The 21,008-nt window shown below is 65.1% G+C and carries 17 protein-coding genes and 1 tRNA gene; 12 read left to right on the forward strand and 6 right to left on the reverse strand.

Going from position 1 to position 21,008, the window contains the following annotated elements; all coding sequences use genetic code 11:
- The first annotated feature begins 26 nt into the window (after positions 1-26).
- The 4 genes from LZ005_RS09790 to LZ005_RS09805 all read left to right on the forward strand — a co-directional run bounded on the left by LZ005_RS09790 (position 27) and on the right by LZ005_RS09805 (position 3,192).
- A complete protein-coding gene (locus LZ005_RS09790; protein ID WP_237807172.1) occupies positions 27-1,682 on the forward strand; it encodes an isovaleryl-CoA dehydrogenase in 1,656 nt (551 codons plus the stop codon).
- Between the two features lie 53 nt (positions 1,683-1,735).
- On the forward strand, positions 1,736-2,386 hold the full coding sequence (gene upp, locus LZ005_RS09795; protein ID WP_237807174.1) for a uracil phosphoribosyltransferase: 651 nt from the start codon (positions 1,736-1,738) through the stop codon (positions 2,384-2,386).
- Positions 2,387-2,388: 2 nt separating this feature from the next.
- Positions 2,389-2,751: an Hpt domain-containing protein gene (locus LZ005_RS09800; protein WP_237807176.1), complete on the forward strand. Its 363-nt coding sequence runs from the start codon at positions 2,389-2,391 to the stop codon at positions 2,749-2,751.
- 237 nt (positions 2,752-2,988) lie between these two features.
- On the forward strand, positions 2,989-3,192 hold the full coding sequence (locus LZ005_RS09805) for a cold-shock protein (protein WP_237807178.1): 204 nt from the start codon (positions 2,989-2,991) through the stop codon (positions 3,190-3,192).
- Positions 3,193-3,365: 173 nt separating this feature from the next.
- On the opposite strand, the gene LZ005_RS09810 is transcribed toward LZ005_RS09805, so the two are convergent.
- The gene (locus tag LZ005_RS09810) at positions 3,366-4,271 is read right to left on the reverse strand and encodes a LysR family transcriptional regulator (protein ID WP_237807180.1); all 906 of its coding nucleotides are present in this window, start codon (positions 4,269-4,271) and stop codon (positions 3,366-3,368) included.
- Between the two features lie 110 nt (positions 4,272-4,381).
- On the opposite strand from LZ005_RS09810, the gene aceB reads away from it, so the two are divergent.
- The gene (gene aceB, locus LZ005_RS09815) at positions 4,382-5,971 is read left to right on the forward strand and encodes a malate synthase A (protein ID WP_237807188.1); all 1,590 of its coding nucleotides are present in this window, start codon (positions 4,382-4,384) and stop codon (positions 5,969-5,971) included.
- Between the two features lie 129 nt (positions 5,972-6,100).
- Here the strand turns inward: aceB and LZ005_RS09820 are convergent, their stop codons facing one another.
- The 5 genes from LZ005_RS09820 to gloB all read right to left on the reverse strand — a co-directional run bounded on the left by LZ005_RS09820 (position 6,101) and on the right by gloB (position 14,336).
- Positions 6,101-10,519 carry an EAL domain-containing protein gene (locus LZ005_RS09820; protein WP_373889318.1) on the reverse strand — a complete coding sequence of 1,473 codons (4,419 nt, stop codon included), beginning with the start codon at positions 10,517-10,519 and terminating at the stop codon, positions 6,101-6,103.
- 4 nt (positions 10,520-10,523) lie between these two features.
- A complete protein-coding gene (locus LZ005_RS09825) occupies positions 10,524-11,654 on the reverse strand; it encodes an ABC transporter substrate-binding protein (RefSeq protein WP_237807198.1) in 1,131 nt (376 codons plus the stop codon).
- A gap of 102 nt (positions 11,655-11,756) precedes the next feature.
- Entirely contained in the window at positions 11,757-12,749 is a 993-nt protein-coding gene (locus LZ005_RS09830; protein ID WP_237807206.1) for an ABC transporter substrate binding protein, read from the reverse strand.
- 139 nt (positions 12,750-12,888) lie between these two features.
- Positions 12,889-13,545, reverse strand: a complete 657-nt coding sequence (locus LZ005_RS09835) for a 2-hydroxychromene-2-carboxylate isomerase (protein WP_237807208.1) — start codon at positions 13,543-13,545, stop codon at positions 12,889-12,891.
- On the reverse strand, positions 13,542-14,336 hold the full coding sequence (gene gloB, locus LZ005_RS09840; protein WP_237807210.1) for a hydroxyacylglutathione hydrolase: 795 nt from the start codon (positions 14,334-14,336) through the stop codon (positions 13,542-13,544). Before gloB ends, LZ005_RS09835 begins: the two co-directional genes overlap by 4 nt.
- A gap of 12 nt (positions 14,337-14,348) precedes the next feature.
- Here gloB and LZ005_RS09845 point away from each other — a divergent pair, with 12 nt between their 5' ends.
- From LZ005_RS09845 to LZ005_RS09875, 7 genes are all read left to right on the forward strand, one after another.
- Positions 14,349-15,113, forward strand: coding sequence for a class I SAM-dependent methyltransferase (locus LZ005_RS09845; RefSeq protein WP_237807212.1), 765 nt, complete (start codon positions 14,349-14,351; stop codon positions 15,111-15,113).
- A 2-nt stretch (positions 15,114-15,115) separates the two neighbouring features.
- Complete coding sequence (gene rnhA, locus LZ005_RS09850) at positions 15,116-15,553, forward strand: ribonuclease HI (protein WP_237807226.1); 438 nt, start codon at positions 15,116-15,118, stop codon at positions 15,551-15,553.
- Between the two features lie 30 nt (positions 15,554-15,583).
- Positions 15,584-16,312, forward strand: a complete 729-nt coding sequence (gene dnaQ / locus LZ005_RS09855) for a DNA polymerase III subunit epsilon (RefSeq protein ID WP_237807228.1) — start codon at positions 15,584-15,586, stop codon at positions 16,310-16,312.
- Positions 16,313-16,372: 60 nt separating this feature from the next.
- Positions 16,373-16,447, forward strand: a tRNA-Val gene (locus LZ005_RS09860).
- Positions 16,448-16,585: 138 nt separating this feature from the next.
- Positions 16,586-19,591, forward strand: coding sequence for a ligand-binding sensor domain-containing diguanylate cyclase (locus LZ005_RS09865; protein WP_237807230.1), 3,006 nt, complete (start codon positions 16,586-16,588; stop codon positions 19,589-19,591).
- Between the two features lie 89 nt (positions 19,592-19,680).
- A complete protein-coding gene (locus tag LZ005_RS09870) occupies positions 19,681-20,295 on the forward strand; it encodes a tetratricopeptide repeat protein (RefSeq protein WP_237807232.1) in 615 nt (204 codons plus the stop codon).
- Between the two features lie 78 nt (positions 20,296-20,373).
- Complete coding sequence (locus LZ005_RS09875) at positions 20,374-20,994, forward strand: methylamine utilization protein (protein ID WP_237807239.1); 621 nt, start codon at positions 20,374-20,376, stop codon at positions 20,992-20,994.
- Positions 20,995-21,008 lie beyond the last annotated feature (14 nt).

The raw sequence follows: 21,008 nt of genomic DNA on the forward strand, positions 1-21,008 counted from the left end.
AATTCAATTTCCGACACAGGTGCGGCATGGCCGATTTTGACACCCACAGCGTATTTAACCAAGCGAGCCCCTTCCAGGACGTCAATCTGTTCGCCTGTGATCCGGCTTTGCAGGAGGCGGTGGCGCGTGAGGGGGCGGGCTGGGCCGGTTCGCAGCTGTACGCGCTCGGCTGGGATCTGGGCCAGGCCGAGATGCAGGAGCTGGCGCGCCAGGCCAATGCCCAGGGGCCGCGCCACCAGATGTATGACCGGGGCGGCCGCCGCGTCGACGAAATCGAATTCCACCCGGCCTGGCACAGCATCATGGCGCGCATGATCAGCGAGGGCGTGCACGCCTCGCCCTGGGACAGTGGCCAGCCCGGCGCCCATGTGGCGCGCGCGGCCCAGTATTTGCTGTTCGGCCAGTGGGAGAACGGCGCCCAGTGTCCGGTGACGATGAGTTTTGCCAGCGTGCCGGCGCTGCGCCAGGCGCCGCCGGCGATCGTCGCAACCTGGCTGCCCAAACTGCTGTCGCGCCAGTACGACGCCCATTCGCGCCCGGTGACGGAAAAAACGGGCGTGCTGATCGGCATGGGCATGACGGAAAAGCAAGGCGGCACCGATGTGCGTGCCAACACCACTTTCGCGCGCCCGCTCGGCGATCCGGCCCAGGATGCCTGGGAGATTGTCGGGCATAAATGGTTTTTCTCGGCGCCCCAGTGCGATGCCCACCTGATTCTGGCCCAGACCGAGCCCGGTTCCAGCCGCGGCCTGTCGTGCTTTTTCGTGCCGCGCTTTCTGCCGGATGGCCAGCGCAATGCGATCCGCGTGCAGCGCCTGAAGGACAAGCTCGGTAACAAGTCGAATGCCTCGTCGGAGGTCGAATTCCACGGCGCCCAGGGCTGGCTGGTGGGCGCCATCGGACGCGGCGTGCCGACCATTCTGGAGATGGGCAGTCTGACCCGGCTGGACTGCGTGATCGGCACGGCCGGCATCCTGCGCGCCGCCCTGACCCATGCGCTGCACCACGCGCGCCAGCGCCATGTGTTCGGCAAACCCCTGGCGCAGCAGCCCTTGATGCAAAACGTGCTGGCCGATCTGGCCCTGGAGTCGGAAGCGGCCACCGCGTTTGCCTTGCGTCTGGCGCGCTGCTTTGACGAAAGCGCGGACCCGGCCCAGCAGGCGCTCGGCCGTCTGCTGACCCCGGCGGGCAAGTACTGGCTGTGCAAGCGCGGCCCCGGCTTTGGCGCCGAGGCGATGGAAGTGATGGGCGGCAATGGCTATGTCGAGGATGGGCCGCTGGCGCGCCTGTATCGTGAGCTGCCCGTCAATTCGATCTGGGAAGGTTCGGGCAATGTGATGTGCCTCGATGTACTGCGCGCGCTGGCCAAGTCGCATGCGGCGCGCGACGCGCTGCTGGCCGAGCTGCAGCTGGCCGTCGGCCGCGATCCGGCCTTCGACCGCGCGCTGTCGGCTCTGACCCTGAGTCTGGCCTCGCCGCAGCAGGACGAAACCATGGCGCGCGTGCTGGCCGAGCGCATCGTGCTGCTGGTTCAGGCCGGCTTGCTGCTGCGCCACGCACCGCCCTATGTCAGCCAGCCCTTTGTCGCCAGCCGCCTGCCGGAAGGGCCGGGCGGGGCCTATGGGCGCCTGCCGGCGAGCACAGATTTTGAGCTGATTCTCGGCCGCGCGCTCACCGCCTAGTCATGGCGGCCAAAGCTTGGGATAATTCACATTCAACCTTACCGAATGCCGCCATGAAACAAGATCCGCGTTTTCCCAATCTGTTTATCCTCAACCATCCGCTGATCCAGCACAAACTCAGCCACATGCGGGCCAGCGACACCTCGACCCGCACCTTCCGCGAGCTGCTGCGCGAAATCACTTTGCTGATGGGCTACGAGATCACGCGCGATCTGCCCCTGACCACGCGCCGCATCGCCACCCCGCTGCAGGAAATCGACGCCCCCGTGATCGCCGGCAAGAAGCTGGCCGTGGTGCCGATTCTGCGCGCCGGCATCGGCATGAGCGATGGCCTGCTGGAACTGGTGCCCTCGGCCCGCGTCGGCCACATCGGCGTGTTCCGCCATCCCGAGACCCATCTGCCGGTCGAGTATCTGGTGCGTCTGCCGGACCTGTCCGAGCGGACCTTCATTCTGTGCGACCCGATGGTGGCGACCGGTAATTCGGCTGTGCACGCCGTCGATGTGCTGAAAAAGCGCGGCGTGACCGACGAGCAGATCATCTTCCTGGCCCTGGTGGCCGCGCCCGAAGGCGTCGAAGTGTTCCAGAAGTCGCACCCGCAGGTGAAGATGTATGTGGCCTCGCTCGACTCGCACCTGAACGACCACGACTACATCGTGCCGGGCCTGGGCGACGCCGGCGACCGCATTTTCGGTACCAAGTAAGCATGTCGGTCCAGAACGATCCGGCGTTTCAGGCGCGGCTGCGCGCCCTGAGCGAGCAGTTCGCCAAGACCATTCCCGTCACCCTCGACCAGCTGCGCACGGGCCGTGCCATGCTGGCCGACGGCAGCGCCGACGAAGCCTGCTACAAGCAAGTGCTGCAGGCGCTGCACGCGGCGGCCGGCTCGGCGGCCACGTTCGGCTACCCGGAATTCGGCCAGCAGGCCCGCCTGGTCGAGCACGCGCTGCTGGCCCTGCGTGCTGCCGGCCCGGTCGCGGCGGCCGATTTGCACAGCTGGCTCGCCAGCCTCGACCGCTTCATCGCCTGGGCCGAGCAGGATCCGCAGGCACCGTTTCCCGCTGCTTGAGCGAGTTCACTTTAGCGCTTTGATATGGCGCAAAAACACCTCGGTGTCATTTCGATAAAGTGCTTCCCATAGCGGGCGAGCGCACGTTTAACAAATATTTTGTTATTTGGGCGTTATCTCCGGTATAATGATGGATCGTTGGTTCGAGTTGGTCTTGCAGGTCTGCTGTCATTTCCTTTCTTGTTCTTCAAACGATCTACCCGGGCGCAAGCCCTTTAACACTAAAGGAAATTAGTAATGGCAACTGGCATCGTCAAATGGTTTAACGACTCGAAAGGCTTCGGCTTCATCACTCCGGACGAAGGCGGCGAAGATCTGTTCGCGCACTTCTCGGCTATCCAATCGCAAGGCTTCAAGTCCCTGCAGGAAAACCAGCGCGTTTCGTTCGACGTGACCACCGGTCCGAAAGGCAAGCAAGCCTCGAACATCCAGCCGCTGTAATCCACACGGCACTCAGAAAGATCCCCGGCATGCCGGGGATTTTTTTTTGCCCATTCCCAGCGGAAAAAATGGGGTCAGACCCCATTTTTCCGCCCAGATAAATGGGGTCTGACCCCGATTTATCTTTGGGGAAAGGGTTTGCTTGCTCGCGCGCGCTGTCGAGGGCTTGTGGCCTAGCGCCGGCGCCAGTAGTCGGCCTGGGCGTAGGTGTGGCGCAGGAAGTCGACAAATGCCCGGATGCGCAGCGGCAGATGGCGGCGCTGGGCGAATACGGCATAGATGTCGTTGCCAGGCGCTGCGTAATCGTCGAGCACGCTGACGAGGCGGCCGTCCTCGATGTCCTGGCCGACTTCCCACATCGAGCGCCAGGCCAGGCCCTTGCCAGCCAGCGCCCAGTCGTGCAGGACGGCGCCGTCGTTGCAGACCATGGCGCCGCTGACTTTCAGCGTGACGAGCTTGCCATTGTCGCGGAAGGTCCAGCCGCGCTGGCTGCCTTCGCTGCTAATGGCCAGACACTGGTGGCGTTCCAGATCGGCCAGGGTTTGCGGGCGGCCATGCCGCTTCAGATAGGCCGGGGTGGCCACGACCACGCGGTGGTTGTCGGCCAGCTTCACGCTGACCAGGCTGGAGTCGGGCAGGGCGGCAATCCGGATCGCCACGTCCACCCCTTCGCCGACCACGTCCACGATGCGGTCCGACAAATTCAGATTGATCGTGACGGCGCGGTGCTCGGCCAGAAACGAGGGCACGAGCGGGGCCACGTGCTGGCGGCCAAAGCCGGCCGGGGCCGAAATAAGCAGATGGCCGCTGGCATGGGCGCTGCGTTCCGACACTGCGGCCTCGGCATCCTCCAGATCGGTGAGGATGCGCTGGCAGTCCTCGAGGAAGGCCGCGCCCTCATTGGTCAGGGCCAGCTTGCGCGTCGTGCGGGTCAGCAGTTTGACGCCCAGGCGGGCTTCCAGGGCGTCCAGGCGGCGCCCGATCATCGCCGGCGCAATGCCCTCGGCCCGGGCCGCGGCCGACAGGCTGCCGCGCGCCACCACGTCGACAAAGGTGGAAATCTGACGGAAATGGTCCATGGCGATCTTTTACTAAAACGCACAAATGTTGTGAGTAATTGTCTCGTTTAATGACTTCATAGTGAATATACTGGAATCCATATGATCCACCAAGCACTCAAGGAGCCCACATGAGCCTCACCCTTCCGGCCGGCATGCAAATCACCGGCGCCATCCAACCTGGATATGAACGTGTTCTGACGCCCGATGCCCTGGCCCTGGTCGCCAAGCTGTCGCGCGCTTTCGAGCCGCGCCGGCAGGAACTGCTGGCCGCCCGCGTCGCCCGCGCCCAGCGCCTCGATGCCGGCGAGCGTCCGGACTTCCTGGCGGAGACGGCCCATATCCGCAATGGTGACTGGAAAATCGCCCCGATTCCCAAGGCCCTCGAATGCCGCCGCGTGGAAATCACCGGCCCGGTCGAGCGCAAGATGGTGATCAACGCCCTGAACTCGGGCGCCGACTCCTACATGACCGACTTCGAGGATTCGAACACGCCGAACTGGGACAACCAGATCACCGGTCAGATCAATATGATGGACGCGGTGCGCGGCACGATCTCGCTCGAGCAGAATGGCAAGTCCTACAAGCTGAACGACAAGGTCGCGACCCTGGTCGTGCGCCCGCGCGGCTGGCACCTGGACGAGAAGCATGTGCTGGTCGACGGCAAGCGTATCTCGGGCGGCATCTTCGACTTCGCGCTGTTCATGTTCCACAATGCCAAAGAGCAGCTGGCCCGCGGCGCCGGTCCGTATTTCTACCTGCCGAAGATGGAATCGCATCTTGAGGCGCGCCTGTGGAATGACATTTTCGTCATGACCCAGAACGAGCTCGGCCTGCCGCAGGGCACGATCAAGGCCACGGTGCTGATCGAAACCATTCTCGCCGCCTTCGAGATGGACGAAATCCTGTACGAACTGCGTGAACACAGCGCGGGCCTGAACGCCGGCCGCTGGGACTACATCTTCTCGTGCATCAAGAAGTTCAAGGTCGACAAGGACTTCTGCCTGGCCGACCGCGGCAAGGTGACGATGACCTCGCCGTTCATGCGCGCCTACGCCTTGCTGCTGCTGAAGACCTGCCACAAGCGCGGCGCACCGGCCATTGGCGGCATGTCGGCCCTGATCCCGATCAAGGGCGACGAAGAGAAGAATGCCGTCGCCATGGGCGGCGTGCGCAACGACAAGGCGCGCGATGCCGGCGATGGCTACGACGGCGGCTGGGTCGCCCACCCGGGTCTCGTGGGCCTGGCGATGGAAGAGTTCACGAAGGTGCTGGGCGACAAGCCGAACCAGATCGAGAAGCAGCGTCCGGACGTCAACGTGACGGCCGCCGACCTGCTGAACTTCCAGCCCGAGACCCCGATCACTGAAGCCGGTCTGCGCTACAACATCAATGTGGGCATCCACTACCTCGGCAGCTGGCTGGCCGGCAACGGTTGCGTGCCCATCCACAATCTGATGGAAGATGCGGCCACGGCCGAGATTTCGCGCTCCCAGGTCTGGCAGTGGATCCGTTCGAGCAAGGGCGTGCTCGAGGACGGCCGCAAGGTCACGGCCGAGATGGTACGCGCCATGATTCCGGAGGAGCTGGCCAAGGTCCAGGCCGTGGCCCCGAATGGCAATGGCCCGACCTACACGCGTGCGGCCGAGATTTTCGAAACGATGTCGACCTCGGACAGCTTCGCCGAGTTCCTGACCCTGCCGCTGTACGAAGAAGTCTAAGACGCCGTCAGCGTCGACGAGCGGGCCCACGCGGCCCGCTTTTTTTTGCCCCACCGACAAATCGGGGTCAGACCCCATTTATCCGATCGGAAAAATGGGGTCTGACCCCATTTTTTCTGTGGGGGATTTTTATGCGCCGACGGCCTTGTTTTCGAGCAGGGCGGTGAATTGTGCGGCCGGTACGGCGGGGCTCAGGTAGTAGCCCTGTAGCAGGTCGCAGCGGTGGTCGCGCAGGAATTCCAGCTGGGCCAGGGTTTCCACGCCCTCGGCCACCACCTCCAGCCGCAGGCTGTGCGCCAGCGCGATGATTGAGGTGACGATGGCGGCGTCGTCCACGTCGCCCGGCACGTCGCGCACAAACGAGCGGTCGATTTTGATGATGTCGACCGGGAAGCGCTTCAGGTAGGACAAGGACGAGTAGCCGGTGCCGAAATCGTCGATCGACAGGCGGATGCCGAGCGTGCGCAGGCGGTGCAGAATCTGCAGCGTGTCCTGGGCGTGCTCCATCAGCGTGCTTTCGGTGATTTCCAGCTCCAGCAGGCGCGGCGGCAGACCGGTCTGGGCCAAGGTGTCTTCGATGATGCTGGAGAAGTTCTTCTGCAGCAGCTGGCGCACCGACAGGTTGACGGCCACGCGCAGCGGCGTCATGCCGGCATCAAGCCAGGCCTTCAGTTGAGCACAGGCCGTGCGCAGCACCCATTCGCCCAGCGGAATGATGAGGCCGGTCTCTTCGGCCAGCGGGATGAACTCGGCCGGCGATACCATGCCGCGGGTCGGATGGCGCCAGCGCACCAGCGCCTCCATGCCGATGATCTGCTCGCTGTCGAGGCGCGCCTGCGGTTGGTAATGCACTTCGAGCTCGCCGTTTTCCATGGCGCGGCGCAGGTCGCTCTCCAGGCGCACATGCTCGGACAGCGACTGCTCCATCGAGGCCTCGTAGAACTGGAAGCCGGTATTGGTCTTCTTGGCGCGGTACATGGCATTGTCCGCGTGCTTGACCAGGGTGGCCACGTCCAGCCCGTCGCTCGGGTACATGGCGATGCCGACGCTGGAGGTCACGAAAATGTCGTGGCCGTCGATCTGGAAGGGCGAGGACAGTACGCGGCAGATGTTCTGCGCGGCGGTTGCGGCCGGGCCCGGTCCGTCGACGTCGGACAGCAGCACGGTGAATTCGTCGCCGCCCAGGCGCGCCACCACATCGACGTTGCGCACGGTGCGGCGCACGCGCTGGGCCACGGCGACCAGCAGGCGGTCGCCGACATCGTGGCCGAGGTTGTCGTTGACGTATTTGAAGCGGTCCAGGTCCATGAACAGCACGGCCAGCTGCTTGGCCTCCTTGCGCGCCTGGTCGACGGCCTGGCCGAGCAGATCGAAGAACAGGGTGCGGTTGGGCAGGCCGGTCAGCAGGTCGTTGTAGGCCAGGTGGCGGATGCGCTTCTCGGCACGGTTGGCCTCGATGATGCGGCGCACTCGCTGGCTCAGCACGGCGTAATGGATGGGCTTGGGAATATAGTCGCTGGCGCCGGCCGCAAAAGCGCGCTCGACCGAGGAATTGTCCTCGAGCGCGGTGATCATCAGCACGGGAATCGTGTTCCCGCCCGGCAGCTCCTGCATGCGCGCGCAGGCCGTGAAGCCATCCATCACCGGCATCACGGCGTCCATCAGGATCACATCGGGCTGGAAGCGGCGCAGCATCTGCAGCGCCTGGGCGCCATCGGCCGCTTCTTCCACGCGGAAGCCGTCGCGCTGCAGCGTGAAGCGCAAGGTCGAACGGGTGCTGCGGTCGTCGTCGACGACCAGCACCTGGGCCACTTCTTCGCTGCCATCGGGGCTGATGCCGTCGCTGCCGCTGACTTCATTGGCGAGCAGGGTGGCCACGGCCGTGTAGGCGCTGCGCAGGCGCGGCAGCAGCGGGCCGATTTGGTCGAGCTGGCCCAAGCCGGCCAGGTCTTCGGCTTCCTTGGCGAACTGGGCCAGATGGACGGCGCCCAGATTGCCGGACGAGCCCTTGATCGCGTGGGCCTTGGCGCGCGCATCGCTGGCGTCGCCCGCCTGGAGAGCGTCGTCGAGTCCCTGCAGATAGCGCGGCGTGTCCTCCAGGAAGGGGCTGATCGCCTGCGGCAGCGAGGCGCCGAGAATCTCGCGCAGCTTGTTGAAGATCGTGTGGTCGAGCGGATGCTCGGTCGACTCGTCCACGCGCTCGGCCTCGGCCTGGCGGGTGTCCGGATCCTCGCCGGCGCGCGGCAGCCATTTCTCGAGCTTCTGGCGCAGTTCCACCAGCGTGATCGGTTTGGCCAGATAGTCGTCCATGCCCGCGGCCAGGCATTTTTCGGCGTCGCCGCGCTGGGTGTTGGCCGTCATCGCCACCAGCGGCGTGCGCCGGCCCGCGCTTTCCTCGAAGGCGCGGATATGGGCCGTGGCTTCATAGCCGTCCATCTCCGGCATCGAGCAGTCCATCAGAATCAGGTCGAACTGGCGCGTGCGCGCCGCTTCCACCGCCTCGCGCCCGTTGGAGGCGAATTCGCAGGCGCAGCCGTTCATGGCCAGCATGCCGGCCGCCACCATCTGATTGGTGCGGTTGTCTTCGGCCACGAGGATGCTGTATTCCTTGCGCGGCAGGGCCGGCGAGCGCACCTGATTGGTGCTCGGCGTCTGCGGCGCTTCGAGCAGCAGGTCTTTCAGGGCGGCGATGAAGCGGTCCTCGCGCAGCGGCTTGCCAAGCGAGGTATAGCCGTCCACCAGTTTCGAGCTGTTCGGGGTGCCGTAGCGGTCCAGAATCAGCACGCGCGTGCCGGGGGCGATGTGCTCGACTTCGTGGGCCAGATCCTTGCCATCGTCATCGGTGGCGCCGATGTCCATGATGACGATCTTGTAGGGGCGGTGCTGGTCGGCCGCCAGGCGCAGCTGGGTCAGAGCCTCGCCGCCCCAGCGCGTGGTGTGGATGTCGATGCCGTGGCGGCCCAGGGCCTGCTCGATGAAGCTGCGCACGATGTCGCTGTCGTCGACGGCGATCATGCGCAGGCCGGCCAGCACATTGTCCTCGGGGTCGGTCACCGGATGCTGGGCCGGCTTGCAGCAGATCGTGAAGCTGAAGGTCGTGCCTTCGTCGGGCGCGCTCTCGACCCAGATCTCGCCGCCGAGCAGGCCGACCAGTTGCTTGCAGATGGCCAGGCCCAGCCCGGTGCCGCCGTATTTGCGCGTGGTCGAGGGATCGGCCTGGGCGAAAGACTGGAACAGATTTTCCTGCTGCTCGGCCGTCATGCCGATGCCGGTGTCGCGCACGTCGAAGCGCAGACCGAAGGGCTCGCCCTCGGCGCGGCTGATGCGCACGGCCACTTCGCCATGCTCGGTGAACTTGACGGCGTTACCGAGCAGGTTGATCAGAATCTGGCGCAGGCGCAGCGAGTCGCCATTGACGCGGTCGGGCACGTCGGGTCCGACGATATAGCCAAGCTCGACATCGCGCTGCTGGGCCTGCTTGGCGACCAGCTCGATGACTTCCTCGACCAGCTGGCGCAGGTCGAAATCGACTTCTTCGAGCGTCAGCTTGCCCGCTTCCATCTTCGAAAAGTCGAGAATGTTGTTGATCAGGTCGATCAGCGTGCGCGCCGAATTCCAGGCCACGTCCACGCATTCCTGCTGCCGCTTGTTGAGGTTCATCTCCTTCAGCATGTCGAGCATGCCGACCACGCCATTGAGCGGGGTGCGCACCTCGTGGCTGACGGTGGCGGCGAACTGGGCTTTCATCAGGGCCGTGCTGACGGCCTGGTCGCGCGAGTCCTTGAGTTCGGCTTCGCGCGATTCGAGCGTGTCCATCATCTTATTGAAGGCCGTCGCCATCTGGATCAGGTCGCGCGGGCCCTGGGCGGCCGCACGCATGCCCGATTCGCCGGCCTCGGCGCGCCGCATCAGCTGCGACAGGGCATTCAGGGGCGTGATCATATTGCGCGTGGCCAGGCGCACAATGCCGAGCATGATGGCGGCAAACGAGAAGGTGATCGCCAGATTGCCCAGCAGCAGAGAGGTGGTCAGCTTCTTCAGATTGTCCTTGCCGACCTGGATGTGCACATAGCCGAGCAGCTGGGGCTCGCGCTCCTGCAGTTCGAAGGGCGAGGCTTCGGCCTGGCCGCCGTACACGGGCGCGGTGAAATGCCAGGCATCCGAGTTCTCGCTGGTCAGGCCGGGGCGCACCGGTGCCGTGGCGGGCAGGGCGGCGGCATCGAATTTCACGCCCGGCTGGGCGCGCGCCAGCAGCAGCGCATGGTGCGTGTCGGTGATCTGCACGGCCTGCACGTCGGGAAAGGTCAGGGTGGCGGCCACCACTTCCTGGGCGTTCTCGGGCGAATGGTAGAGCAGTGCCAGGGTCGACTGGCGTGCCAGGTTTTCGGCAATGTGCTGGCCCTGTTCGATCGAGTTATTGCGCATGCTTGAGCTGGCTTCCCAGGAGTTCATCAGGGAAGAGAACAGGGCGAGCGCGAAGATCGAGGTCGAGATGATGACCGTGAGCTGGCGGCGAAAACCTGTCCGGCGCAGATAATTTCGGAAAATCAAATCATGGCTCCGGGTAGACGAAATCGAAAGTGCGCTGCTGCTGATAGCCAATGGAAAGCCCCATATGGCTGGCCGTACGCAGATTGATGGCGGCGTGCAGTTCGCGTAAGGGCTGCACTCCCTTTTTCCGGACGTCCCCGGCGATCATGCCCATGGCCGAGGCCGCGAGCGTCTTGCCCAATTCCAGATTGTTGGGGGTCATGGCGAACAGCACCCCTTTCTTCGCGTGCAGGATATTGCTCGAGAAGACGGGGATATTGCTGTTCCAGCTCTCGCGCAGAATCAGCGGGAGCAGGGTCGATTCTTCCACCGTGGTGGTGTCGTGCGGCAGCCAGACGGCATCGCGGCGCGCGTCGGCCTGAGCGAACAGGGCGCTGTAGTGGTGGGCGGCACTGGCCAGGTCGCTGGCCTGGACGGCGTTCAGTTCCAGGCCCTGGGCGCGCGCCGCCTCGCGCGCCACGCGCAGCAGCCAGTCGCTCTTGCGCGGGTCGTACACGACATGCACGCGGCGCACCTCGGGCAGCAGGCTCTTCAGGCGCTGGAACAGCACGGCCGGATCGGGCGTCAGGCTGATGCCGGTGGCGTTGACGTCGTCGCCCGAAAGCAGCAGGGCGCCGCCGACCAGCACCTGGATATCGCGGTCGAGCCCGTTGGCCGACTGGATGCCCTGGCGGCCGAGCGCGATGACGACGCGCGTGTTATTGCGTTTGAGTTCGTTGCGCAGATCGCTCGTGTCCATGCGCGCATCGACCGGATAGCTGCGCACATGGGTGTGCGTGCGCTCCTCGATGCCCTGAATCATGGTCAGGTAGGCACTGCGATAGGGTTCGGCCACATTCGGAAACAGCACAGCGATCGTGCCCTTGGACAGCGAGGCCTGCACATCGGGCCGGCGCAGCTGGTCTTCGAGCTGGGCCAGGGTCATGGGGCGCAGCTGGGCGCGCGGCGGCAGGCCCAGGCCGTCATCGGGCAGATCGATGAACAGGCTGGTGGCGCTGGCCGACGCGCTGCTGGCGACATCGTGCAGGTCGGCGCCCGCCGCGGGCAGGGCCAGGCCTGCCAGCCAAAGCGACAGTCCGACAATTTTGAGGCCGCGCACGGTTTGGGCGCGGTCGCTGAAAACACACATCATGGATGACGCAGCTCAGTGGTCTTTTTTTATTTTTGCTTGGAAATATTTGCCAGAGTATACGTCAGCCGCGCATTGGCGAGGGGGGAAATCTGTATCTATCGGTCAAGCTTCTGGATAGACGAAGTCGAAGTTGCGAAGTTGTCGTGTAGACAAGCTGATGCCGACGTGGCTGGCCGTGCGCGTGTTGATGGCGCTGAGGACGTCGCGCAGCGGGCTCATGCCGCGTTTGGCTTCGCCGGCCAGCATGCCGAGCGCGAGGTTGGCCAGCGAGCGGCCCAGCTCGACATTGTTGGGATACAGGGCGAACAGCGCGCCTTTTTTCACATGGCCAAAGCTGTTCGAGAACACCGGCACGGCCCGGTTCCAGGACTCGCGCAGGACGATCGGCATCAGCGTCGCTTCCTCGACCGTGGTGTTGTCGTGCGGCAGCCAGATCGCATCGCGCCGCCCGTCGGCCGCGCCAAAGCATTGTTCGTACTGGCGCGCGGCGGTGGCCAGGTCGCGCGCCTCGTACAGGCCGAATTCCAGGCTCAGGCTGCGCGCCGCCTCGCGTCCCAGGCGCAGCTGGGCGTCGGCATTGGCGGGATTGGCGACAACGAACACCCGTTTGAGATTCGGCTGGATGGCCTTGACCTGGCCGAACAGCAGGGCCGGGTCGGGCGTGAAGCTGATGCCGGTCTGCTTGTCGCCTTCGGGCAGGGCGTTCACGCCGCTGAGCACGACGGGCATCTCGAGCGTGGGCACCAGCTTGAGCGCGCGTGCGCCGAGCGCCACCATGACGCGCGTGCCGACCCGGCGCGCCATGGCGCCGACATCGGTGCCGCTGGTGTCCGGCCCGAGCGGGAACGCGTGCGCGCGCAGATGGGTGGCGTCTTCGATGCCCTCGATAATCTCGGCGAAGTGCTTGCGGAAGGGCTCGCCAATGTCGGGAAACATCACCCCGATCGGCTCGCCACCGGCGGCCTGCAAACGCTTGAGGCTCTCTGCCGTGCTGGCCAAAGCCGGCCCCAGCGGCAGGGCGAGCGCTGCCGCGAGCAGGCGCAGACGCGCGCGCTCGGGGGAGGGCGCCGGAGGCGCGTCAGACTCGGGCAGCACGCATCCTCGGCAAGGCAGGGCGCACCGGACAGCGGGACGGAGGCATGGTTTCGGGCAATTATTGTTGAATTCTTAACCGAACATTGTAATTCGGGAAAGCTCGGGAAGCGTATGCTTTTTCCGACAGCAACAAAAAAACTCAGCCTCCAGCCAATTTTCGCTGGGCCAGGGGCGGCCGGGCAAGGAAATCCTGCAGCGTGTCCTGGTCGATCCGGCCGCCGTCCAGGTGCCAGAGCAGGGCGTCGATGCGGTCCGCGCCCCAAAAAATCTCGCCATCGCAAGCCAAGGCCGGCACGCCGAAGACGCCAGCCGCCAGGGCCGCGGCGGTGGCGTCGGCCAGGGCCTGTTTGACCGGCGCGCTGGCGGCAGCGGCCAGCAGGGCAGCACCATCCAGGCCGCAGCCTTCGGCGATCGCGGCGGCCGTGGCCGGGTCGGACAGGTTGGCGCCATCTTCCCAGCAGGCGCGGCTGGCGGCGACGGCAAAGCGCAGGCGCGCATCCTCGTCGATCAGTGCGCAGGCCATGCGCAGCACCAGCAGCGGATTGAACGGATGGCCGGGCGGCCCACGAAAGCGCAGGCCCTGGCGCGTCGCCTGGCGCAGCACATCGCGGAAGGTGTAGTCGCGTTTGCTGGGAATCTCGGCCGGACCCTTCTGGCCATTGGCGTTGAGCAGGCCGGCAAACAGCACCGGCCGCAGCCGCAGGCGCGCACCGGCGTCCTGCAGACGGCCGAACTGATGGGTGGCCAGCCAGACATAGGGGCTGACCGGGTCGTAATAGACGAAGACGTCTTTCATGCCTCGTTCTTCCATTGGCGCAAGGCGGCGAAGGCGGCGACGGTGTCCGCATCGTCGCTCAGGCGGCCAGCGGCGATCAGGCTATGGCGGATCGTGGGTTGCCCGACGCGCAGGAAGGGATTGGTGGCGCGTTCAAGGCCGATGGTGCTGGGTACGGTGGCCTGACCGGCGGCGCGCGCGGCGGCCACGGCGGTTTGGCGCGCTGTCAGCGCCGCATTATCGGGCTCGACCATGACGGCAAAGGCCAGGTTGCTGGCCGTGTATTCGTGCGCGCAGAACACCTGGGTGTCGGGCGGCAAGGCGGCCAGCTTGTGCAGCGAGGCCTGCATCTGCGCCGGACTGCCTTCGAACAAGCGGCCGCAGCCGCCCGCAAACAGGGTGTCGCCACAGAACAGGAAGCCCGCGTCGGCGGCGTAATAGGCGATGTGCCCGCGCGTGTGGCCCGGCACGTCGAGCACGCGCAAGCTGCAGGCCGGCGAGTCGAGGCGCAGCAGATCGCCTTCGCCGACAGCCCGTTCCACCGCCGCGATGCCGTCATGGCGCGGGCCGAAGACCGGCGCCTGCCAGCGCGCGCGCAAGGCATCCACGCCACCGGTGTGGTCAGCATGATGATGGGTGAGTAGAATGGCGGTCAGGCGCAGGCCGTGGTCGGCCAGGGCCTGTTTGATGGGGGCCGCGTCGCCAGGGTCCACCACCAGGGCGGCTTGCCCGTCATGCACAAGCCACAGATAGTTGTCGCGAAATGCCGGTACCCGCAGTACCGCCAGCGTGGAGCGCGAATCGGAATTCATGGAAAGGAAGGCATGGATAGCGCGGCGTCCGAAACGTCCATTATAGCGCTGCACGAATGGCTGCAATCGCCGGCCGGCGCTTACGTCCGCGCCTTCGAGCAGGAATGTCTCGACGCGCTGACGGCCGATATCTTTGGCTTCCATGCCGTGCAGATCGGCCTGCCGCAGATCGACGCGCTGCGTGCCAACCGCATGCCGCACAAATGGCTGGCCGTCAGTGCGCCGGTGGCGCGCGCGCCCGATAGCGGCCAGCGCGCGCATGAGCTCGTGCTCGATTTCGAAGAGCTGCCGTTTCCCTCGCAAAGCCTGGACCTGGTGGTGCTGCCGCATGTGCTGGAGTTCGCGGCCGAGCCGCACCAGGTGCTGCGCGAGGTCGAGCGCGTGCTGATCCCCGAGGGGCAGCTGATCATCTGCGGCTTCAATCCGGCCAGCCTGTGGGGTCTGCGCCAGGGCTGGGGCCGCATCACGCGCAGCCCCTACCTGCCGGTCGAAGGCGAGTTCATCTCTATGCTGCGCATGAAGGACTGGTTAAAATTGCTGAATCTGGGCGTGAGCCGCAGCCATTTTGGCTGCTATGCGCCGCCGATGCGCAGCAGCCACTGGCTCGAGCGCTTCGCCTTCCTCGAATCTGCCGGGCAACGCTGGTGGTCGCCCTTGGGCGCCGTCTACATCGTGCAAGCGGTCAATCGCGTGAAAGGCATGAAGCTGATCGGTCCGGCCTGGAGCCGCAGCACGGCCAGCAAGGGCGCGGCCCTGCCAGTTACCAATAGAAAGTGAGCATGACGAAAGTCGAGATTTATACGGACGGGGCCTGCAAGGGCAATCCCGGCGCCGGCGGTTGGGGCGCGCTGCTGGTGGCCAATGGTCAGGAAAAAGAATTGTTCGGCGGCGAAGCGCACACGACCAACAACCGCATGGAGCTGCTGGCCGTGATCGAAGCCCTGAATGCGCTGACCCGGCCCTGCCAGGTGGTGCTACATACCGATAGCCAGTACGTGCAGAAGGGCATCTCGGAATGGATTCACGGCTGGAAGGCGCGCGGCTGGAAGACCTCGACCAAGGAGCCGGTAAAGAACGCCGACCTGTGGCAGGCGCTCGACAGCGCGCAGGCGCGCCATCAGGTCGAATGGCGCTGGGTGCGCGGCCACAACGGCCACCCCGGCAATGAACGTGCCGACGCCCTGGCCAACCGCGGCGTGGCCAGCGCACGTGCTTGATATAATCCGGCTTTCTTCTTCGACTCCACTATGCGCCAGATCGTTCTCGATACCGAAACCACGGGCCTGAGTCCGCGCAACGGCGACCGCGTCATCGAAGTCGGTTGCGTGGAAATCGTCAACCGCGCGCTCACCGGGCGCAATTTCCACTGTTATATCAACCCCGAGCGCGATTCGGACGAAGCGGCGCTGGCCGTGCACGGCCTGACCACCGAGTTCCTGCGCGACAAGCCGAAATTCGCCGAGATCGCGCACGCCCTGCGCGACTTCATCGACGGCGCCGAGCTGATCATCCACAACGCGCCCTTCGACCTGGGTTTTCTCAACCACGAATTTAAGCTGCTGGGCCTGCCGGAGTTTTCGAGTTTCGCCAATGGCGTCATCGACACCTATCTGAGCGCCAAGGAACTGCACCCGGGCAAGCGCAACTCGCTCGACGCCCTGTGCGAACGTTACGGCATTTCGAATGCCCACCGCACGCTGCACGGCGCCTTGCTCGACTCCGAGCTGCTGGCCGAAGTCTACCTGGCCATGACGCGCGGCCAGCACAGCCTGGGCATGGACCTGGAAGTGGCGATGGAAACCGTCGACGACGGACTCGAAGCCGTCGCCCTGGGCGAGGTGCTGGTGCTGGGCGCACGCGAAGACGAGCTGGTGGCGCATGCCGCCGTGCTCGATGGAATCGACAAGGGCGTGAAGGGCACCTGCGTCTGGCGCAGCTATGAAGCGCCGGCCGAGCCCGTTCAAGCCGCTCAATGAAAATAGTTTGCACGATAGCTTGCACAAAATCGAAACCGCTGTCATAATAGCGGTCGCTTCGGGAGGTTAGCTCAGGGGTAGAGCACTGCATTCACACTGCAGGGGTCGCAAGTTCGAAACTTGCACTTCCCACCAAAATTCAGAAAGGCCTGACATCGTCAGGCCTTTTTTCATTTCCGCATATGCATTGCGTTGCGCTTGGCGAACGGCATTTCCTCGCGTACGCTATCCTTGCCGTCTATCAATTCTTTCTGGTGTTTGTTTTTGCGGACCATGCGCGCCCGTTTCTTCCATTGCTGCCTCCTCGGCCTGTTGTTTGCAGGTCTGCTCTGTGGCATCGGTGCGCGCGCGGCGGATTTGCCGCTGAACCAGATGTCCTACCAGACCTGGAGCACCGAAGGCGGCCTGCCGCAGATCTCGGTGCACGCGATGGTCGAGGACGGCGAAGGCCTGCTGTGGATCGGCACGGAAAAGGGCCTGGCGCGCTTCGATGGCTCGCGCTTCGATGTCTTCGACCGCAGCAACACGCCGAAGCTGGCCAGCAGCTGGATCACGCGCCTGCTGCGCGACCGGCGCGACCGCATCTGGATCGCCAATCTGCGCAATCTCGTGCGTTGGGAGCAGGGCAAGTTCATCGAGCAGCCGCTCGGGACCCTGTCGCCAGGCATGATCGTCGATCTGGCCGAGGATGCCACGGGCCGCATCTGGGTCGCCGGCGACAGTTTGCTGGCTGAAAGCAAAGGCGCAATGGCCCCGGTCCCGGGCTGGGAAGGGCGGCCGCAGGCACTGTTAGCCGATGGTCCGAGCGTGTGGGTGGCGGCCCAGGGCGGTGTGCTGGCCGAATTCAAAAACGGGCACTGGACGCGGCGCAGCCATGCCGCGCTGGCCGGCCTGACCGTGGCTTCCTTGGCCAAAACCCACGGCGCCATCTGGATCGCGACCAATCGCGGCCTGTTCAAGTACGAGAACGAGGAAGTGCAGCCGGTCGTGCTGCGCAAGGGCACGCCGCCGAAAGTCACAGCCCTGAGTCTGGATGGCAAGGGCCGTCTGCTGGTGGCCACCGATGCGACCATTTATCGCATCGGCGCGAACGGCGAGATCGAGGGCTGCGACACCACGGCGACGGGGTTTGCCGGCATCATCAGCCTGTTCACCGGGCGCGATGGCAGCTTGTGGATCGGCAGTTATCAGCAGGGCCTGCGTCATGTATTTGAAGGGCGGGCGCGCAGTCTTGGCACGCTCGAAGGCCTGCGCGATCTGCGCACCTGGAGCGTGCTGCCCACGCCTGACGGTGTTGTTGTCGGCCACAATGCCGGCTACGACCGTCTGCGCGATGGCCGTTTTGAGCCACTGGTCGGTGCCGATGCCTTGCCCGAAACCTCGGGCTACTCGGCGTTTCAGGATGCGCGCGGCCAGCTCTGGTTCGGAACGCGCGGCGCACTGGCGCGGCGCGAGGCCGATGGCAGCCTGACCAACTTCCCGCAATTTAACGGCAAGCAGATCAATGGCATGCTCCAGGATCGCTCCGGCCTGATCTGGGTGGCCAGTGGTGGCGGCCTGTTCACGATTGACGACAACGATCAGGTGCGCGACATCGGCGAGGGCCGGGGCCTGGACGAAAAGATGGTGCGCAGCCTGATGTTCGACAGCGTCGGGGCGCTGTGGGTCGGCACCGAGCGCGGCCTGTTCCGCCAGCGCGGCAAGCGCTTCGAGCGCGTCAATCAGCTTGGCCTGGGCCAGGTATTCGTCAGCACCATGCTGCAACTGAGCGATGGCCGCATCGTCGTCGGCACCTATGACGATGGGATGTACATCCAGGATGGCGACGGCTGGAAGCTGCTGGACAAGGCCGCCGGCCTGCCGAGCATGAGCGTGTTCTTCATGGCCGAGTACCGCGGCTATCTGGTGGTCAGCTCGAGTGAAGGCGCCTATCGGGTGCCGATCGCGACGCTGGCGCGCAGCGAGCCGGCCGTGCGCGATCTGGAAGTGCTGCTGCTCGATCAGGGCGAGCGCCTGGGCAAGTCGCGCGTGCGCTGCTGCAATGGCGCGGGCATGGGCAAGGGCGCCATCGCGGGCGACACGCTGATGCTGCCGACCCTCTCGGGCCTGGCGATTGTGCCGCTGCATGGGGAGCGCGAATCCTTGCCCGTGGTACGCCAGCTGGTGCTGACGACCAGCGAAGGTAGTCAAAGCTCCGGCGTGCTCGATGCCGGCATGCACCTGTCGCCGATCACCCTGCCGCAAGGCGTGCGCGATATGGAAATCGGCTTTTCGGTCATCGATTTCCGGCGCGCCAATGCGCTCGCCTATCGCTACCGCCTGGTCGACTTCGACCGCGACTGGATCGAGGCCGGTTTGCAGAACAAAGGCGTGTACAACCATCTGCCTCCTGGTCGCTGGAAGCTGGAGGTGCAGGCGCGCCATCTGTATGAACCCTGGGGGCCGAGCACCCTGGTCGAGATCGTGGTGCCGGCGCGTTTTGTCGAGGGCGCGACCTTCCGTGCACTAGTGCTGCTGCTCGGTCTGGCTGCGCTGATGGCCTTGATCCGTCTGCGCGAGCGCCGTCTGTTGCGCCAGAAGAAGGAGCTGGAAACGCTCGTGGCCGAACGCACGGCCGATCTGGAGCGCACCAACCGCACGCTGGCCGAGGCCAGTGTCACCGACACCCTGACCGGCCTGCACAACCGCCGCTTCCTGCAAGATCAGATCGACGTGCTGGTGGCGGGCACGATGCGCGCGCGGCAGGATCAGGCTGCCGACATCGTGCTTGGTCTGGCCCTGATCGACATCGACCACTTCAAGGCTGTCAACGACACCTGGGGCCATGCCGTCGGCGATCAGGTGCTATGCCGCGTGGCCGATGCGCTGCGCAGCGTGGGCCGTGCCAGCGATATTCTCGTGCGCTGGGGCGGCGAGGAATTCCTGGTCGTGCTGCAGGGTACGCACCGCGACGAACTGTTGGGCATTGGCGAGCGCCTGCGCGAGGCGGTGGCGCATTCGCCGGCCAAGCCGGGCGAGCCGGGCCGCATCACGGCTTCGGTTGGCATCGTCGGCTTCCCGCTCGAACACAATACCGGGCAAGACTGGCACACAGCCTTGGCCCTGGCCGACAAGGCCCTGTATGCGGTCAAGGAATCCGGGCGCAACCGCGTTGCCACACTTCATCTCAGCGATCCCGATCTGGCCAGCCTCAGCGGCCGCCAATTGATCGAACAGCTTGGCGCGCTGCAGGCCGCCGGCCGCGTGCGCCTCGAATTCGCCAGCAGCAAGGCATTCTGATTTCGCCAATCCCCGCACCATTGGTCAGGCTCAAAGCTTGCGCAGTCTCGGTCGTTAAGCTTTTGGCAACGACAGCGCCGGAGGATGCGATGCAACCCTCACCGATATCCCGCGACAATCTTCAGACCTATCTGTGGTTCCGCCAGGCGGCCGAGCGCGGCAATGCCTATGCCCAGCTCAATCTGGGCCTGATGTACAAAAAAGGGCGCGGCGTCGTCCGCGACGACGGACATGCCTTCCGCTGGCTGCGCAAGGCCGCGCTGCAGGGCATCGCGTTTGCCCAGAACCACCTCGGCACCATGTACTACGAAGGGGCCGGCGTGCCGCGCGACGAATGCCTGGCCGCCGAATGGTTCCGCCGCGCGGCCGAGCAGGGCGACGCCTCGGCCCAGCAGAATCTCGGTCAACTCTACAAGCGCGGTAACGGGGTCGAGCGCAATGCGGAACTGGCCCTGGCCTGGTTCTACCGGGCCGCCGAACAGGGCCTGGCCAGCGCCCAGAACCTGTTGGGCGAATGCTATTTGCGCGGCGAAGGTGCGCCGCAGAACTTTGCTTTGGCCATGGCCTGGTTCCGTAAGGCGGCCCTGCAGGGCGACGCGGCGGCCCAGCGCAATCTGGGCGGCATGTACGCCAAAGGCCAGGGCAGCCAGCGCGACGAAGCCCTGGCCTTGTTCTGGTGCGCGCGCGCGGCGCGCCAGCGCTAGGTCCGCCGCACAAAAGTTCTGCACGCGAAATCTCGCATTGACGTAACATGTGCGAGACCGCAAACAATCCGTGTGCAGATGAAACTTTTGACTTGCCTGCTGGCGGCCTTGGCCGCTGTTCCATCCCTGGCCGCGCCGCTGTCCGTGCAAGTGCTCGACAGCGCCGGCAAACCGGTGGCGGACGCTGTTGTCTTCGCCGAACTGGAGGGCGCCCCGGCCAAGGGCGGCGGCAAACAGGCGACGATCGAGCAGAAGGGCCTGAAGTTCATTCCCTTGGTTACGGTGGTGCAGACTGGCACCACCATCAATTTCCCGAACAACGACAAGGTCCGGCACCACATCTATTCGTTTTCGCCGGCCCATAAGTTCGATCAAAAACTGTATTCCGGCACGGCCGCCACGCCCCAGGTGTTCGACAAGGCGGGCGTCGTTGTCCTCGGCTGCAATATTCACGACCGCATGGTGGCCTATGTGAAGGTGGTCGATACGGCGCTGTTCGCCAAGACCGATGCCGAGGGCAAGGCCACGCTCGACATCCCGGGTGGCGGCAAGTACGCGGTGAAAGCCTGGCACTACAACCAAGCGGGCGCGGGTGCGCCGGACCAGAGCTTGACTGTGAAAGGCGCCGAGGCCTTGCCACCGCTGGTGTTCCGCACCGCCCTGAAGCCGCCGGCAAGCGAGCCGGAGCAGGGCAGCTGACATGATCCGCTTCC

This window comes from Massilia sp. TS11 (assembly GCF_022012445.1).
Taxonomy (GTDB): Bacteria; Pseudomonadota; Gammaproteobacteria; order Burkholderiales; family Burkholderiaceae_D; genus Telluria.